This window comes from Nocardia sp. NPDC051832 (assembly GCF_040681285.1).
Classification (GTDB): domain Bacteria; phylum Actinomycetota; class Actinomycetes; order Mycobacteriales; family Mycobacteriaceae; genus Nocardia.
On the sequence record NZ_JBFAYL010000004.1, the window covers coordinates 76,069 to 91,879 of the forward strand.

General features: G+C 67.7%; 16 protein-coding genes. 7 read left to right on the forward strand and 9 right to left on the reverse strand.

Going from position 1 to position 15,811, the window contains the following annotated elements; genetic code table 11:
* Positions 1–39: 39 nt before the first annotated feature.
* On the reverse strand, positions 40–384 hold the full coding sequence (locus tag AB0M14_RS25970) for a VOC family protein (protein ID WP_364999246.1): 345 nt from the start codon (positions 382–384) through the stop codon (positions 40–42).
* Between the two features lie 10 nt (positions 385–394).
* Entirely contained in the window at positions 395–1,033 is a 639-nt protein-coding gene (locus AB0M14_RS25975) for a TetR/AcrR family transcriptional regulator (RefSeq protein WP_364999248.1), read from the reverse strand.
* Positions 1,034–1,090: 57 nt separating this feature from the next.
* On the opposite strand from AB0M14_RS25975, the gene AB0M14_RS25980 reads away from it, so the two are divergent.
* On the forward strand, positions 1,091–2,053 hold the full coding sequence (locus AB0M14_RS25980; RefSeq protein ID WP_364999250.1) for a hypothetical protein: 963 nt from the start codon (positions 1,091–1,093) through the stop codon (positions 2,051–2,053).
* Here AB0M14_RS25980 and AB0M14_RS25985 read toward each other — a convergent pair.
* The 4 genes from AB0M14_RS25985 to AB0M14_RS26000 all read right to left on the reverse strand — a co-directional run bounded on the left by AB0M14_RS25985 (position 2,001) and on the right by AB0M14_RS26000 (position 6,643).
* Positions 2,001–2,579 carry an ABC transporter permease gene (locus tag AB0M14_RS25985; protein WP_364999252.1) on the reverse strand — a complete coding sequence of 193 codons (579 nt, stop codon included), beginning with the start codon at positions 2,577–2,579 and terminating at the stop codon, positions 2,001–2,003. The genes AB0M14_RS25980 and AB0M14_RS25985 overlap by 53 nt on opposite strands.
* A 96-nt stretch (positions 2,580–2,675) precedes the next feature.
* Entirely contained in the window at positions 2,676–2,924 is a 249-nt protein-coding gene (locus tag AB0M14_RS25990) for a hypothetical protein (RefSeq protein WP_364999254.1), read from the reverse strand.
* A gap of 69 nt (positions 2,925–2,993) precedes the next feature.
* Positions 2,994–5,129, reverse strand: coding sequence for a bifunctional SDR family oxidoreductase/aminotransferase class I/II-fold pyridoxal phosphate-dependent enzyme (locus AB0M14_RS25995; protein ID WP_364999255.1), 2,136 nt, complete (start codon positions 5,127–5,129; stop codon positions 2,994–2,996).
* Positions 5,129–6,643, reverse strand: coding sequence for a sugar transferase (locus AB0M14_RS26000; RefSeq protein WP_364999257.1), 1,515 nt, complete (start codon positions 6,641–6,643; stop codon positions 5,129–5,131). The genes AB0M14_RS25995 and AB0M14_RS26000 overlap by 1 nt, the downstream gene beginning before the upstream one ends.
* 491 nt (positions 6,644–7,134) lie before the next feature.
* Here AB0M14_RS26000 and AB0M14_RS26005 point away from each other — a divergent pair, with 491 nt between their 5' ends.
* Genes AB0M14_RS26005 through AB0M14_RS26020 form a run of 4 tightly spaced genes read left to right on the forward strand, consistent with a single transcriptional unit; the run spans position 7,135 to position 10,885 of the window.
* Entirely contained in the window at positions 7,135–8,430 is a 1,296-nt protein-coding gene (locus AB0M14_RS26005; protein WP_364999258.1) for a class I SAM-dependent methyltransferase, read from the forward strand.
* Positions 8,427–9,203 (forward strand): glucose-1-phosphate cytidylyltransferase, encoded by a 777-nt coding sequence (locus AB0M14_RS26010; RefSeq protein ID WP_364999259.1) that lies wholly within the window; start codon positions 8,427–8,429, stop codon positions 9,201–9,203. The genes AB0M14_RS26005 and AB0M14_RS26010 overlap by 4 nt, the downstream gene beginning before the upstream one ends.
* The gene (locus AB0M14_RS26015) at positions 9,203–9,850 is read left to right on the forward strand and encodes a PIG-L family deacetylase (RefSeq protein ID WP_365000480.1); all 648 of its coding nucleotides are present in this window, start codon (positions 9,203–9,205) and stop codon (positions 9,848–9,850) included. Before AB0M14_RS26010 ends, AB0M14_RS26015 begins: the two co-directional genes overlap by 1 nt.
* Entirely contained in the window at positions 9,851–10,885 is a 1,035-nt protein-coding gene (locus AB0M14_RS26020; RefSeq protein WP_364999261.1) for an SDR family oxidoreductase, read from the forward strand.
* On the opposite strand, the gene rfbC is transcribed toward AB0M14_RS26020, so the two are convergent.
* Positions 10,863–11,423 (reverse strand): dTDP-4-dehydrorhamnose 3,5-epimerase, encoded by a 561-nt coding sequence (gene rfbC / locus AB0M14_RS26025; RefSeq protein ID WP_364999262.1) that lies wholly within the window; start codon positions 11,421–11,423, stop codon positions 10,863–10,865. The genes AB0M14_RS26020 and rfbC overlap by 23 nt on opposite strands.
* Before the next feature lie 31 nt (positions 11,424–11,454).
* On the opposite strand from rfbC, the gene AB0M14_RS26030 reads away from it, so the two are divergent.
* A complete protein-coding gene (locus AB0M14_RS26030; protein WP_364999264.1) occupies positions 11,455–12,543 on the forward strand; it encodes a methyltransferase domain-containing protein in 1,089 nt (362 codons plus the stop codon).
* Positions 12,544–12,713: 170 nt separating this feature from the next.
* Entirely contained in the window at positions 12,714–13,343 is a 630-nt protein-coding gene (locus tag AB0M14_RS26035; protein ID WP_364999265.1) for an MspA family porin, read from the forward strand.
* 50 nt (positions 13,344–13,393) lie between these two features.
* Here AB0M14_RS26035 and AB0M14_RS26040 read toward each other — a convergent pair whose 3' ends face one another.
* Both AB0M14_RS26040 and AB0M14_RS26045 read right to left on the reverse strand, forming a co-directional pair.
* Complete coding sequence (locus AB0M14_RS26040; RefSeq protein ID WP_364999267.1) at positions 13,394–14,227, reverse strand: glycosyltransferase family A protein; 834 nt, start codon at positions 14,225–14,227, stop codon at positions 13,394–13,396.
* Between the two features lies 1 nt (position 14,228).
* Positions 14,229–15,575 (reverse strand): polysaccharide pyruvyl transferase family protein, encoded by a 1,347-nt coding sequence (locus tag AB0M14_RS26045; RefSeq protein ID WP_364999269.1) that lies wholly within the window; start codon positions 15,573–15,575, stop codon positions 14,229–14,231.
* Between the last annotated feature and the right edge of the window lie 236 nt (positions 15,576–15,811).

Sequence of the window (15,811 nt, forward strand, 5' to 3'; positions counted from 1 at the left end):
CCGATGATCATGGCATCGCGGGCCAGCCACCTCGGCGGTCTACTCGGCGGGCCCTTGCGCGAGCGACAGGCTGTTCCCATCCGGGTCGAGCACCTCGACGTGCCGTACTCCGTTGCCGTATGTCTCCACCGGCTCGTGCTCGATTCCGTTGTCCGCGAGCCGCGCGAGGATCTCATCGAGATCTGTCACCCCGAACGTCACCATCGCCGTGCCCACCCGCGGCTGCCGCACCGCCTGATCATCGACCACGATCCACGCGTTCTCGCCGACTTGCCAGAGATACTCCTCGCCGATTACCTCGTCGGCGGCTCGCCCGAAGAACTTCTCGTACCAGACTGCGGCCTGCTCGCGATCCCGTACACACATGACGCTGTGCAGGTCCATCTGCCCACTCCTAATCGATAGCCTCGAAAGTCGGACCGGTCCCAGTCTCGCCCGGCGGACCGGCGAGCAGGAAGGTGACCTGTTCGGTGAGCATGTCGGTTTCCCTGGCGGCGGCGAAGTTCGGGCTGGTGGTGACGCGGGCGGCGAAACCGTCCAGCAACAGCAGGATCCAGTCCGCGAGGCGTTCGGCGTTGACGTCGGTGCGGACACGGTGGTGCTGCTGGGCGGCGCGCAGGGTGGATCGCAAGGCGGCATGGGCGGTTTCGTTGTCGAGGTGCAGGGCGCGGGCGATTTCGGGGCGGTGGGTGAGCCCGCCGACGACCGAGATGAAACCGGCGGCCCGGGGGTCGAGGAGGCCGGCGACGGCGTGGTCGAGGTAGCCGAAGAGCACGGTGCGGGGGTCGGGGGTGGCGGCGTGCTGGTCGAAGAATTCACGGGTTTCGGCGGTGCTGTGGTCGACGATCGCCACCAGCAGGGCGTCTTTCGTGGGGAAGTAGTGGAAGAACGTGCCCGAGCCGATGCCGGCCGTGCGGCAGATGATCGCGGTCGTCGCGCCGGCGTAGCCGTGTTCGGCGAAAGCGGTCAGACCGGCGTCGATGATCTGGAGGCGGCGGGCGCGGTGGCGCTCGGGATCGATGGGGCGCGGCACGGAAGTCATCCTAGAGACGGATAGTTATTAGAGTAGCCACTCTGTTAATGTCGCGGCATGCGAGAGAAGCGGTACGCCGTACTCACACTGTTCGTTCTCGCGCCCGCGCTGGGCGAAGTCCTCGGTGCGTCACTGCGATTGAGTTATTTCGGTGAGCCGCTACGCGTGCTCGGGATCGCGTGTTTCTACGGGGCCGGTGTGGTGCTGATCCGCGAGCTGGCCCAACGCTGGGATATCAACGGCTGGGGACTCGTGCTGCTCGGCTGCGCCTTCGCGCTGGTCGAGGAGGGGATCGCCCTCCAGACGGTGTTCAATCCCGTCGGCATGGACGGCACGCCGGTGTATGGAAATGCGCTGGGCGTCAACTGGTTCTGGGCGGTCGTGGTGTGCGGTTACCACGTCGTGTGGAGCGTGCTGATTCCCATCGCGGTCGTCCATCTCGCCTTTCCGGCCAGCAGCCGCGCACCGTGGCTGACCCGACGCTCGGCCGCCGCACTCAGCCTCGTGTTCGCCTGTGGCACAGCCATATTCCTGATGGTCTCGCTGCTGCGGTCGGACTTCCGGTTGCCCTGGCTACCCGGGGCTGCCACGATCGCCGCGGTGGCGGTGCTGATCTGGGCGAGTTCGAAGTGCGTCGGAAGGTTCGCACGGACGGGCCGAATGCCGAGTCGAAGGATGCTGGGCCTATTCGGGCTGGCCGCCGGCCTGGGCTGGTTCGCGCTGTTCCTGGTCGCCTTCATCGGCGGCCCGATCTCGTTCGTGTGGTGGACCGTCGGCGCTCTGCTGTTCGCCGCCGCAGCGGCTTTGCTGGTGCGGCGATGGATTCGTCGAGCCTGGTCGCCGCGGCACCAGCTCGCCCTCTGTTTCGGGGCGAGCATGGCGGGCGCGCTGTTCGGACTTCTGCTGGTGGCCGTGGACGGGCACTGGGCGAATATCGGCTTCCAGTGCGCCGTCCTGGCCGCGGTCGTTATCGGCTACGCACAGCTGGATCGCGCACTGCGTGCCCGGACTCGGCGGTAGACCGCCGCGGCTCCAGCACTGCGGCGACCAGGTATCCGCCGCCGCCGATCACGGCCAGAGCCCAGTACAGGTTCGCTCCGTTCAGGAACAGGGCGGCCGAGGAGAGCAGGGCGAGCCAGGCGCCGAGGGCGTATTGCAGGGCATCGCGGTAGGCGACCCCGCCTGCGAGATAGATCATTCCGACGACCAGACCGGCTCCGGTCGGCCACAGCAACGTCTGAACCTCGGGCTCGTCCAGCGCCGTGCTCGCGGCCTGGATGAGGATCGACAGCGCGCCGAAGCCGATCAGCCAAGCGGCGGCCAGCAACTTCCCGATGACGGCGTCGCGGCCGTGCGCGCCGCGCAGTGCGCGGGCGGCTCCGACTCCGGTGATGACCAGGGCCAGCACGAGGCCGCCGAACAAGAGGGCGCCGGCCAGCGCGGCGGGCACTGGCGGGTCGGAGCCGTAGCTGAGAGCGAATGCGCCGTAGCCCAGTAGCCAGGCCAGGCCGAAGCTCAGGTACGAGGGACGATTGTTCTGAGTCATGGGTTCTCCTGTGGGTCGAGACAAGTAGAACCCCGCAGGTGCTCGCGCCTCCATGAGCGAGACTCTCGAACCCATGTCCCAGCGTCTCAGCGGTGGCTATTGCGCGTCGACCGCCAGCATGCCGAAGCGGCTGACGTTCGCGTGGTTGTGACCGTCCTCGCTGGTGATCACGACTTCGGTCGGGTTGGTGAGCGCGATGCAGCAGTAGTTGTCGCCGTCGGGCTGGACGCTGATCGACAGCAGCCGGCGGCCGTTGGCATGCTGCCACTGCTCCATGGTGTCGTACAAGCCTCGCATGGACGGATTCTCGAAGTAGATGAGATTGCGCTTGTTCATCTCGGACATGGGGCCGTCTCCATTCGCTCGCGGGGGTTCGAAATTCCCCCTGACGACCACCGCAAACCGCGGTACAGATCAGCGCTGGTAGGTGCGGGCGAGTTTGGTGACCGCGGCCGCGACGTCGTCGACATCCGCGAGCGACATCTTGGGGTAGAGCGGCAGCGAGAGGATGCGGCCGGAGAGGTCGCGGGCGTTCGGGCAGGCGTCGGGTGTGAGGCCGCGCGAACGGAAGTAGGGTTGCAGGTGCAGGGAGTTGAAATGAATTCCGCTGCCGATGTTTTCGGCGCGCAGCGCGGCCATGAACTCGTCGCGGTCCAGCGCCAGGCGATCGAGTTCGAGAGCGATCACGTACAGGTGATGGGCATGCCGGGAACCCGCGCGCCGGGCCAGCGTGGTGATCGCGGGCAGGTCGGCGAAGTGTTCGTCGTAGCGTGCGGCGTAGCCGGCGCGCACCCGGATGAAGTCATCGAGACGCGGCAGTTGGTGCAGGCCGAGCGACGCCGAGATGTCGGGCATGTTGTATTTGTAGCCGGGTTCGAACAACTGCCAGTGCGGAGATCCGGTGGCGGAGTGCCGTTTCCAGGCGTCGCGGCTGATGCCGTGCATGCTGAGCATCCGGGCCCGGTCGGCGAGGCGGTCGTCTTCGGTGACCAGCAGACCGCCTTCGATGGTGGTCATGTTCTTGGTCGGATAGAAACTGAACGCCGTCAGGTCGCTGAGCCGGCCGATCTTGCGGCCGCCGTACTCCGCTCCGATGGCGTGGGCGGCGTCCTCCAGCACCAGCAGGCCGTGCTTCCCGGCCAGCGCGCCCAGCGCGTCCATATCGCACGGCTGACCGGCAAGATGCACGGGCACAATGGCTTTCGTTCGAGGACTCACCGCGGCCGCCACCGCGGCCGGATCGATATTGCCGGTATCGGGTTCGACGTCGGCGAAAACCGGTGTCGCACCGAGGTGCACGATCACATTCGCGGTGGCCGGCCAGGTGATCGGCGAGGTGATCACCTCATCACCGGGCCCGATCCCCGCGGCGGCCAGCCCGACGTGCAGCGCCCCGGTGCAGGAGTTCGTGGCGATGGCGTGCCCGGCTCCGAGGTAATCCGCGCACATCCGCTCGAAACGCTGGGTTTTCGGGCCGGTGGTGAGCCACCCGGAGCGCAGCGTATCCAGCACCTCGGCTTCCTCGGCGGCCCCGATCAGCGGCACCGCCAGCGGAAGCGGTTCGCGCCGGACGGGCTCGCCGCCCGCGATCGCCGGGGTGACCAGGATGCGTTCCATGGTGGCCGCGGTCGAGAAACGAGCCTCCCGCACCGCCGCGAGCTGCTCCGGGATCTCCAGATACCCCCGCACTTCCTTGATCGCGTCCGCCACGGAATACGCCGGGGCGAAACCGGTTTCGGCGGTGAACAGCTCACCTGAGACGCGATAATTCCGGTTGTCGTTGGTGCTGCTGCGCCTGCGCACGTCGATGCCGTCGAACTGCTTGGACACCAGCTCCGCCAGATCGCGCACCCGCATGTTCTGCCCGACGACGTTGTAGACCGCGTGCGCCAGCGCCAGGTCCAGGCAGGTGACGAACGCGGCCGCTGCGTCGCGCACGTGCAGGAACGGCCGCCACTGCGCGCCCTCCCCGTCGATCCCGACCGCGCCCTGGGTAAGCGCGTGGTGGGTCATGTTGTGCACGGCCAGATCCACCCGCATCCGCGCCGCCAGCCCGCACAGCGTCCCCAGCCGCAGCGACACCGTCCGGAATTCCGGCGTGGCCGCGCGGGTAAGTGCCTGCTCGGCGGCGACTTTGGACCGGGTGTATTCCGACAGCGGTGCCAGCGGCGCGGACTCGTCCAGCAGCACATCGGCCGCGCCGTACACCCCGCAGGTGGAGGCGTGCAGAAAGAGCCGGGCCCCGGCCGCGCGCGCGAGCCCCGCCAGCCGGGCGACCGCGGTCTCGTTCACCGCGGTCGTCCAGCGTGGATTCAACCGCCCGGCTTGATCATTGCTGATCGCCGCCAGCGAGATCACCACCTCGACCCCGTCGAGCAGCGCCGGCGCCAGGTGCCGCACGTCCCCACGATGGATCCGCAACCGCGGATGCGCGGCCAGCACGTCGCCGAAGTAGCCCGGGTCGACCGCCGTCACCGGATGCCCGAGGGCGAGCAGCCGCGGCACCAGCACCGATCCCAGATACCCGCCCGCGCCGGTGACCAGGATCATCAGTACGCTCCCTCGCCCTTGGCGACCGCGCTGATGGTGCGCGCGATGAGCAGCAGATCCAGCACCATCGACCAGTTCTCGACATAGGACAGGTCCAGCCGGACCGAGTCCTCGGGGCTGAGATCCGAACGCCCGCTGACCTGCCACAGCCCGGTGATTCCCGGCTTGACCAGCAACCGGCGGCGAATCTCCTTGTCGTAGGTGTCGACTTCGCGTTGCACCTGCGGCCGCGGCCCGACGACGCTCATGTCGCCGCGCAGCACGTTCAGGAATTGCGGCAGTTCGTCCAGGCTGAACTTGCGGATCACCTTGCCGAACGGGGTGATCCGCGGATCTTCCTTCATCTTCCAGTTCAGCGGGTTGCCGCCTTGCTGCTCGATGAGTGCTGCGGCTTCGCGCTCCGCACCGACGTACATGCTGCGGAACTTGATCATCTGGAAGGGCTTGCCGCCCCGCCCGATTCGCTCGGACAGGTAGAACACCGGTCCGGAACTGGTGAGCTTCACCAGCAGCGCGATCGTCAGCAGCGCGGGCGCGATGGCCAGGAGCACACCGCCCGCGAAACAGACGTCGAACACCGCTTTGCCGGTCGACTTGGCGCGGTCGTACTGGGGTTTGGCGATGTGCAGCATCGGCATGCCCGCGACGAGCCGGTTGGTCAGCCGGGTGCCGGCGATGTCGACGACGCCCGGGGTGACGATGAGCTCGACGCCGAGCGGATCGAGTTCCCAGGCCATGCGGCGCAGTTCGGCGGGGCCGAGATAGTCGGTGGCGGTCACCGCGACGGTGTCGGCGCGGCTGTGCCGCACCGCCTCCAGCACCGAGCGATCGTCCCCGACCACCGAGAAGCTGCGCCCCGAGGCCGCCAGGGCGTATTCGGTGGTGGAGGCGGGACCGTCCGGGATACACACGCCGACAACGCGATACCCGGAGGCCGGGTCCTCGGAGAAGGCGACCGCCATCGCCTTGGCCGCCGCCGGCGAACCGACCACCAGCACCGAGGCCAGGTACTCGCCGCGTTCGCGCCGCCGCCGGCGCGCGTGCACCCGCCAGCCCAGCCGGCTGAGCATCAGCCCGAACAGGCCGAGCGGCAACGCGATCGCCAGATACCCGCGGGCAAATTCGACATGCATGATCAGCGACAGGATCGCGATCAGGCCGAACAGCCGCAGGGTCGCCGAGACCAGGCGCCGGTATTCCTCGGTGCCACTGCCGACCACCTGCGGCGATCGGGTATTGCTGCTGGCCAGGAAAACCATCCAGGCCAGCGCCAGCAGCACCGAGACCACGGTGTAGCCGACTTCGTAGGGCAGCGGCATGGCCAGCGGCTCGGCCGCCGGACCGCCGAAGCGGATGATCTGCGCTAGCCCGACGGCAGCCGCGATGACGGCGAAATCCGTTGCGCCCAAGCGCCTTACATACTCAGCCTGCCAGCGTTCACGATCCGAACGCGGCACGATTCGCGAGCGTCTCGATTCCTCGAGATCGTCGTCGTCGGTGAGCTCGAAGCTCATGGAACACGCACCTCCCCCTGGGAGAGAGAATTGTCACCCCCGATCACCGTCGATCGGTCCCCGCGGCAAGCATCAACCGCCTGGGGTGTTCGGTCATTCGGCGGCCAACCGGTAATTGTTACAGAACACAATCGGGTTCACCTACGGATTCATCTGGGGCGCAGAGTATTCCGTAGGGTAGCTAAAATTCGGCCGGTCGGTTTACTCCCCCACGGAGAATGATCTTCGCGCGAGAAATGGCCTGGTGACAGATCTTCGGCGGTCCGAAGCCCCTAGGCAATAGGGGCTGGGTGCGGTGGGTATCGGGGTAGCGGTCGGTATGCTACCGGTCAGAACCACCCCCAACTCGTCCGGAACCCGCTACCTCCCAGTTGATTTCGCCCCCGCCAAGCAGGGCATTCGTTGTAACGTCTCACTGGATCGGGTCGAACTAACGGGCGTGCCGGCGATGCGCCGGGCGTAGAAACTTCTCCGGCGATGGTGGGTGCTGCATGCGTTGTCGACTGTGTGATTCCGAGCGGGTGTCGAGCGTGCTCGACCTCGGTGCCACACCGCCGTGCGAAAAGTTCTTGACGGCGGCGGAACTCGATCTTGCCGAGCCGACCTACCCACTGCACCTACGCCTCTGCGAGAACTGCCTGTTATTGCAGATCCCCGCGCTGATCACCCCCGAGGAAACATTTACCGAGTACGCGTATTTCGCGTCGTATTCGGAAAGCTGGGTGCGCCACGCCGAATCCTTCGTCGAGCAGGCCATCGCGAAGCTGGGCCTGGGATCCGAGTCTTTCGTCGTGGAAGCCGCGAGCAACGACGGCTACCTGCTCCGGCACCTGGTCGCCGCGGGCGTCCCCTGCCTGGGCATCGAGCCCTCGGTGAATGTCGGGGCCGCGGCCCGCGCGGCCGGCGTGCCGACCGAAACCGCGTTCCTGGACGAGGATTCGGCGGCGAAAGTGCGCTACGCACACGGGCCGGCGAACCTGGTGGTCGCCAACAACGTCTACGCCCACGTCCCCGACCTGCGCGGCTTCACCCGGTCGCTGCGGGCGCTGCTGGCCGACGACGGCTGGCTCTCGATCGAGGTGCATCACGCCTACAACCTGATTCGGCTCGGCCAGTTCGACACCATCTACCACGAGCATTTCCAGTACTACACGGTGCTCGCGGCGCAGCGCGCGCTCGCGACCGCCGGGTTGACCGTGGTCCAGGTGGAACTGCTTGGCACACACGGTGGTTCGATCCGGCTGTGGGCGCGGCCGGACGCGGTCGCCGAACCGGACGCCTCGGTCGAGGAAGTCCTGGCGCTGGAGCGCGCGGCCGGCCTGCACTCCCCCGCGGGCTACGCCGGCTTCGCCCCGCACGCTCAGCAGGTCCGGCAGGACGTGCTGCGGTTCCTGCTCGACATGCGCGCCGCCGGAAAACGAGTGGTCGGTTACGGCGCGCCCGGCAAGGGCAACACGCTGCTCAACTATTGCGGGATCCGCCCGGACCTGCTGGAGTACACAGTCGACCGAAACCCTTACAAGCACGGCAGATTCACGCCCGGCACGCGGATTCCGATCCACGCGCCCGAGCGGATCGACGTGGACCGGCCCGATGTGGTGCTGGTGCTGCCGTGGAACCTGGAAACCGAGATCACCGCGCAGCTGCGGCATGTCGGTGCTTGGGGCGGCGAGCTCGTGTATCCGCTGCCCACAGTGCATCACGCGGACCTTACGGTCAACGCCGACCAATCCACCGGTGCTGGGTCCACCGGAATCACCCATTTCCCGGGGAGGGAAGACGAATGAAGGTAGTGCTCTTCTGTGGCGGCTACGGCATGCGGATGCGCGACGGCTCCGACCTGCTGCCCAAACCGATGCAGCTGGTCGGTCCGCGGCCGCTGCTGTGGCATGTCATGCGCTACTACGCCCACTACGGGCACAAGGAGTTCATCCTGTGCCTGGGCTACGGCGCCACGCACATCAAGAACTTCTTCCGCACCTACGACGAGTCGGTCTCCAACGACTTCGTCATCCGTGACGGCCAGGTCGAGTTGCTCCGCGAGGACATCAGCGACTGGTCCATCACCTTCGTCGACACGGGCGTGGAATCGGCCATCGGCGAACGGCTCCGGCGGGTGCGCACCTACCTCGACGGCGACGAGCGCTTCCTGGCCAACTACGCCGACGTGCTCACCGACGCACCGCTGGACACGATGATCGGCAAGTTCGAGGAGTCCGGCGCCGCCGCCTCGATGATGGTGGTGCCGCCGCAGCAGTCGTTCCACTGCGTGGATCTCACCCCCAACGGCGAGGTCAAGGACATCATGCCGGTCTCGCGGATGCCGCTGTGGGAGAACGGCGGCTACTTCGTGCTCACCCAGGAGGTCTTCGACCTGCTGCCGCGCGGCGGCGACCTGGTGGCCGACGCCTGTGGCGCGCTGGCCGGCCAGGGCAGGCTGTTCGGCTACCAGCATCTGGGCTTCTGGAAACCGGCCGACACCTTCAAGGAACGCGCCGAACTCGACGACGCCTACCGCACCGGCAAGCGGCCGTGGATGGTGTGGGAGCAGCACAGGTGATGTCGCTTTCCGCCGCGCCCGTGGCGGAAATCGCGGTGCTCGGCGCGCATTGCGACGATATCGCGATCGGCATGGGCGCGACTCTGCTCACCCTGGCCCGGTCTACGCCGGGCCTGCGGGTGCGCGCGCTGGTGCTCTCCGGCGCCGGGACGCCGCGGGCGGACGAGGAGCTGTCGGCGTTGCGGGCCTTCTGCCCGGACGCCGACCTCACCTTGACCGTACTCGACGTGCCCGACGGCCGCGCGCCCGCGCACTGGGATCGAATCAAGAACGCGTTGCGTACTTTTCGCGACCGCACCGATCCGGATCTGGTGTTCGCGCCGCATCGCGAGGACGCGCACCAGGATCATCGGCTGCTCGCCGAGCTGGCGCCGACGGAGTTCCGGGATCACCTGATCCTGGGCTACGAGATCCTCAAGTGGGAGACCGATACCCCGCGGCCGACCGTTTTCCATCCGGTGACCACCGAAGTCGCCGAGGAGAAGGCGCGGCTCCTGCACAAGCACTACCCGTCCCAGGCCGGCCGGGATTGGTTCGACGAACAGGCGTTCACCGGGCTGTCCCGGCTGCGCGGGGTGCAGTGCCACGCCCAGCACGCCGAAGCGTTCGTCGTGGAGAAAGCTGTTATCGCGTTGGGAGGCAAGTGAATGCGGGTTTTGGTCACCGGACACCAGGGATATCTAGGCACGGTCATGGTCCCGGTGCTGCGCGCCGCGGGCCACGACGTGGTCGGGTTGGACACCGGATACTTCGAGGATTGCGTACTCGGCGAGCTACCCGGCGATCCACCCGGGATCGCGGTGGATCTGCGTGATGTCACCGCGGAGCAGTTGCAAGGCTTCGACGCGGTGATCCATCTGGCCGCGCTGTCCAACGATCCGCTCGGCGCGCTGGCACCGCAGATCACCTACGACATCAATCACCACGCCTCGGTGCGGCTGGCGAAGCTGGCGAAAGCGGCCGGCGTGCGGCGCTTCCTGTACGCCTCGACCTGCTCGGTATACGGGGCCGGCGGCGCGGACCTGGTCGCCGAGGACGCGCCGCTGCGTCCGCTCACGCCCTACGCCGAGAGCAAAGTGCGGGTGGAGGACGACGTCGCGGCCATCGCCGACGACAGCTTCTCCCCCGTATTCCTGCGCAACGCTACGGCTTTCGGTTTCTCGCCCCGCCTGCGCGCGGACATCGTGCTGAACAATCTGGTCGGCTACGCGGTCCTCACCGGCGAGGTGAAGGTGCTCTCCGACGGCACCCCGTGGCGGCCGCTGGTGCACGCCGGGGATATCGCGTGGGCGTTCGCCGCCTGCCTCACCGCGCCGATCGAGGCGATCCACTGCCGGGCGTACAACGTCGGCACCGAGGAGAACAACCTGACGGTCGCGCAGATCGCGGAGGCGGTGGTGGAAGCGGTGCCCGGGTCCACGTTGCTGATCACCGGTGAGAGCGGCGCGGACCCGCGCTCCTACCGGGTCGACTTCTCGGCCGCGCGCCGGGAGCTCGGTTTCAAGGCCTGGTGGAGCGTGCCTGCGGGCGCGGCCCAGCTCGCTCAGGAGTACACCGCGCGCGGACTGACCAGCGAAGACTTCTTTCAGCGCTTCACCCGGCTCGCGCATCTGGAGCAGCTGCGCGACCGCGGTGTGCTGGACGAGTCGATGCGCAGACTCAGCCCCTCCACACGGTCCTGAGCAGATGTTCCCAGCTCCCAGCCGCGGCGTCGCGGGCCGAGACGATGCTCACCGGCATCGGCCACTCGATGCCGAGGTCCGGGTCGTCGTAGGCGACGCCCAGGTCCTCGGCCGGGTCGTGCGGGCGGTCGATGCGATAGCAGACATCGGCGTAGACCGACAGCGCCTGGAAGCCGTGCAGGAACCCCGGCGGCACGTAGAGGGTGTGGAAGTCGATGTCGTCGAGGCGGAACGCCTGCTGCCGGCCGAAGCTCGGCGAATTCGGGCGGATGTCGACCAGAACGTCGTGCACGGCGCCGTTGGCACAGCGCACCAGCTTGGCCTCGCCGCGCCCGGAGCGGCCGTGCATGCCGCGCATGACGCCCCGCGCCGAACGGGATTGGGAGTCCTGCACGAAGCTCGCGGCGGTGCCGGGGGCCTGCAAGTAGTCGTCGAAGATCTCGGCGTCGAAGGTCCGGGTGAACAGGCCGCGATCGTCACGGTGGGGCTGTGGGATCAACAGCAGGACATCCGCCAGATCGCATCGCTCGATACGCACCGGGTCATCGTCGCATGAGCAAGGGGGAACCGTGGTGATTGTCTGCCGAGGCTGCCGCGGCGACGCGCTGCGACCGGTCCTGGATCTGGGGAAAGTGCCTGCGGCCGACCACTTTCCGCCCGCTGCCGCGCCGGTCGGGCCGGACGAGACGGCGCATCCGCTGCGCATGGACATCTGCCTCGAGTGCGGGCTCGCACAGCTCGCCGAGGACGACACCCGGGCCGAGGAGCCCCGCGGGGTGGAACCACAAGCCTTGCGGGATCAGGCTTCCGCCGCGGTCGAGCGGGTGTCCGGGCTGCTGCGTGGGCAGACGGTCCGGGAGTTCGGCAGCCCGCACGGCGGGACCTGGGTGCCGCTGCTTACCGCGCGCGGGTTCCGCGAGGTGCGCGGCGCCGCGGACGTGGTGCTCGACTGCTTCGGGATCATGCACGAACCGGACCAGCGCGCGGCGTTCGCCCACCGCGCGGCGGCGACCGCGCCAGGCGGGATGCTGCTGCTGCAATACCACTCGCTGGCAACCATCGTGGCTTCCGGTCAATGGAATGCGTTGCGGCACGGGCATTTTGCCTATTATTCGCTGGCGGCGCTGCTGCGGTTGCTGGCAGACGCCGGGATGAGCGTCGTCGCCGCCTGGCAGTTCGATCTCTACGGCGGCACCGTACTGCTGGCGGCGGTGCACGGCGACGCCGAACCCGACGACTCCGTGCGCGCTGTCTTGGCGGCCGAGTCCCGGCCGCTCGATCTCGACGGGCTGCGCCGCCTGCAACAGGTCACCGACACCCATGCCGTGGCACTGCGCGGCTGGCTGGAATCGCAATCCGCACAGGGGCTTCGGGTCTACGCCTATGGCGCCGCATCGCGCGCGGTCGCGCTGTTCAGCCTCGCCGGCGTGCACCGCGGCGTGCTCACCGCGGTGGCCGACGCGTCCCCGGCCAAGCAGGGCCGCCGCATGCCCGGCACCGATGTTCCGATCGTCGCGCCCGCCGAATTGCTCGCGGCGCGGCCGGATTCGGTCTTGCTGACGCTTCCGGACCTGCTACCCGAGGTCCGCGAGCGCTTTCCAGAACTCGCGGGCCGATGGTTTCTGGACGACCCGGACGGACCAGTGAAAGGAGTATGATCGCCCTGAATTCGCTGCGTCGCAGCGGATTTGTTGCTCGCTCGGCTCAGATCTGTTGATATGACACCAACTATTTACTGTCACCCTGATGAAGCTGGACGATGGAATGTTGCCTCGCGCGCTTGACCGTCAGGCGCTCATCGGGGCGCGGGGATATAAAGGGGATTCAGATGAGGGAAACCAAGCTCCGGGCTCGGAGTGTGCGTATGTTCGCGTTGGCTTCGGTCCTGGCAACAGGATTGGCGATCGGGAACGGGTCGGCCGCCGCGGCGATCGACAGTAGCAACAGTATCGTCGACCAGAGTTCGCGCACGGTCGAGGCGATCCAGTCCGATACCCGCATCGATTTCGTGCCGCCGCTGGATGGAAACCCGTTGACCCGGGAATGGTTCCATCACGGCGAGGCGGCCTACCGCATCACCGGCCCGAACGCCGACAAGTGGAGCGGCAAGATCACCATCGGTTACCAGGTCGGGTTCCCGGCCACGCTCAACGGCAGACTCCGGTTCGAATATTCGACACCGGGTCTGGGTCTGGACCTCGGCGACGATTCGGTACTGAAGATCGACAGCTTGATTCCGCGCCTGGGGGTCGAGCTGGAGGTCGGCTTCGGGCCGGGCATCAAGACGATCGAGGTAGCCAGCGGCTCCGTGTCCGGACATGAGGGGTTCATCCGGCTCGGCGCGTTCCACGGCACGGTGACCGGAGTGCTGGGGCCGACCAACATTCGGCCCTTCGTCGCGGTGACCAGCTCCGGCGGCGACACCGTCATCACCTACGGACGGCTCTGGACCATCTGATCCCGGCGGAAAAGCACGCCGCGGGATGACCGAAGGCATCGCCCGGATCTCTACAAGAGGTCCGGGCGATTTCGTACCGTCGCCACGGTGCGCACCCGCAAACGATGCAGGGCTTGGCGGGCCAGCCGGGTGTCGCCGGTCAGCACGTCGCCGCGGCTGACCAGCTCCGGATAGTCGCCGGCGAGCCGGTGGTGGAACTTCAGCATGTCGGTCAGCTTGCTCACCGTCGAAGTCTGGCTGCACAGGTTGAACGACGAATTGCGCCAGGCGGCCAGGATCTCGGTCATGCCGAAGAAGACGCCGAATGAAGCGACGCGGGCGAAGAGGTCGACATCCATCGGGAAGACCAGATCGCCCCGCAGCCCGCCGACCTTGTCGAAATGCGAGCGATAGAACATGCCCGCGGCGGTCGGGCCGAAGTCGGCGGGACCGCGGCGGACGATGGCCCGGGCCAGAGCCCGCGGGGATTGCCGGCCCAGCAGGCCGGGCAGTCCGAGATCGGTTTCCAGCAGTTCCCCCGCCTCGTCGATCACCTCGAAACGGCTGGAGGAGATGGCGATCGAGGGGTCGGACATGACCTCGAGCTGCGCGGCCAGGGCGCCGGGGCGCAGCACGTCGTCCGCGCACACCACTTTCACCAGTTCGCCGGTCGACGCCTGGATCGCGGTGTTCCAGTTGTCCCCGATCGGCAGCAGGGTCTCGTTGCGCAGCACCCGGATTCGGGGATCGTCGAAAGAGTGCGCCAATTCCCCGGTCTCATCAGTGCTGGCGTTGTCGAGCACCAGCAACTCGAAATCGACGTCCTGCTCCAGCACGGTGCGCAGGGTGGTCGCCAAGGTGCGCCCGGCGTTGTAGGCCGGGACTACCACGGACAGCGTTGACATTTCAGCCCCCTAATCGTTGCGCTGGGCGCAGCGGGCCGTCCTCCACCAATCCGAAGACGCGCTCCAATCCAGCTCTGCTGGCATCTATTTGGTCCACCGCCCGTTGCTGTAGCGGGTCGCGCAGGGCGGGCGCGCTGTCCCAGAGTTCGGTGATCGCGCCGGTGAGCTGACCGGACAGGTCCGGGTCGTCGAGATGGACGACGCGCAGCCCGGCGCCGAACATTCCGGCCAGGCCGTGGAACTTGTCGTCGTAGTACTCCGAGGCGGTGATGCCGACGGCCGGAATCCCTTGGGACAGCGCGAATACCGCGAGATGGTAGGCACTGGTCACCAGGACCCGGCAGCGCGCGACCTGACGGGCCACGTCATGGGCGTTGGCGCCACGGCCGACCGGGGGCCGGGCGCGCTCCGCGCCCGCCAGCAGCGGCAGCGTGGAAAGCCGGTCCTCGGAGGCGTATTCGGAGATGATCAGCGGGATCAGCCCGGCGTCGAGCTCGGCGGAGCGGGCACGCACCACGGTGCCGAGGGTGTCCTGCGCGGCGGCACTGACTTTCGAATAGTCGGCGACGCGCAGGCACACGCCGATATCGGCGCCGATCCGGGGATCACGCAGCCGGTAGGCGAATTCGACGGCGTCGTCTCCCGTCACCAGCACCTGCTGACGGCGAACACCCAGTTGCGCGAGGAGTTCCGGGCCGCGGCGGGCTTCGCGCAGACCGATGAAGTCGACTCCCGGCAAGACCTCACCGGCCCGGCGCCAGAGCTGTTTGTCGTGCATCGGGCCCAGACCCTGACCGACCAGGGCAGTCGGAATCCCCAGTCCGCGTGCGTGTTCCAGCAGATCCATGGTCCGGTGCGCCTGGTAGCGGTCGACGTCGGTGAGATAGCCGCCGCCCAGGGCGAGGACCAGCGAGGCCTCGCGCACCGCGTCGGGAATCTGCACCGGGAACTCCTCCTCTGGAATCTCCTCGATGTCATCGCCGGGATCCGGTGCGGCATTACGGCCGGCGGACCGCATGGCGCGCAGCCGATCCTTGGGGCCGTCGGTGGACGCCCGCCACCAGAGGGCGGCGGGACCGACCAGTTTCGTGGCGGTGGTGCGGGTCAGCCAGCTGTCGGAGCCCCAGCTCCAGTCCGGCCCGCAAATCGGCTCGACCTCGGGCAGCAGTCCGCGCAGGACCGCCGGCTGGTGCGTGAGCAGACCGATGCGAGCATGCGGCCAGCGCGCGCGCAGCCGTTCGACGGTGACCGACATCATCGCGATGTCGCCACGATTGCGCAGCCAGTACTCACCGTTCTCGACGAGCACGCGTATTTCGCGCTCGGCGACGTCGGTGCGCTCTGCCACAGACGTTCCAGTCCCCAAAGTCTTCGATCCTCCCGCTGGCCCCCCGCGGGTCGGCTCGCCAGCGAGCTCGAACTCGCTGTGCAATTTACACCTGCGAAGCTCTCGCAGGCCAGAGTACTCGGACTCCCTTGTTGTGGACCCGCGCGCGCCGCATTCACCTAGACTGTTGCGCGGGAAGCTAGTTCGGCATTGTGCTGCGAAAACGTCCGCACGCAGGGACGATCGATGCGAGGGAA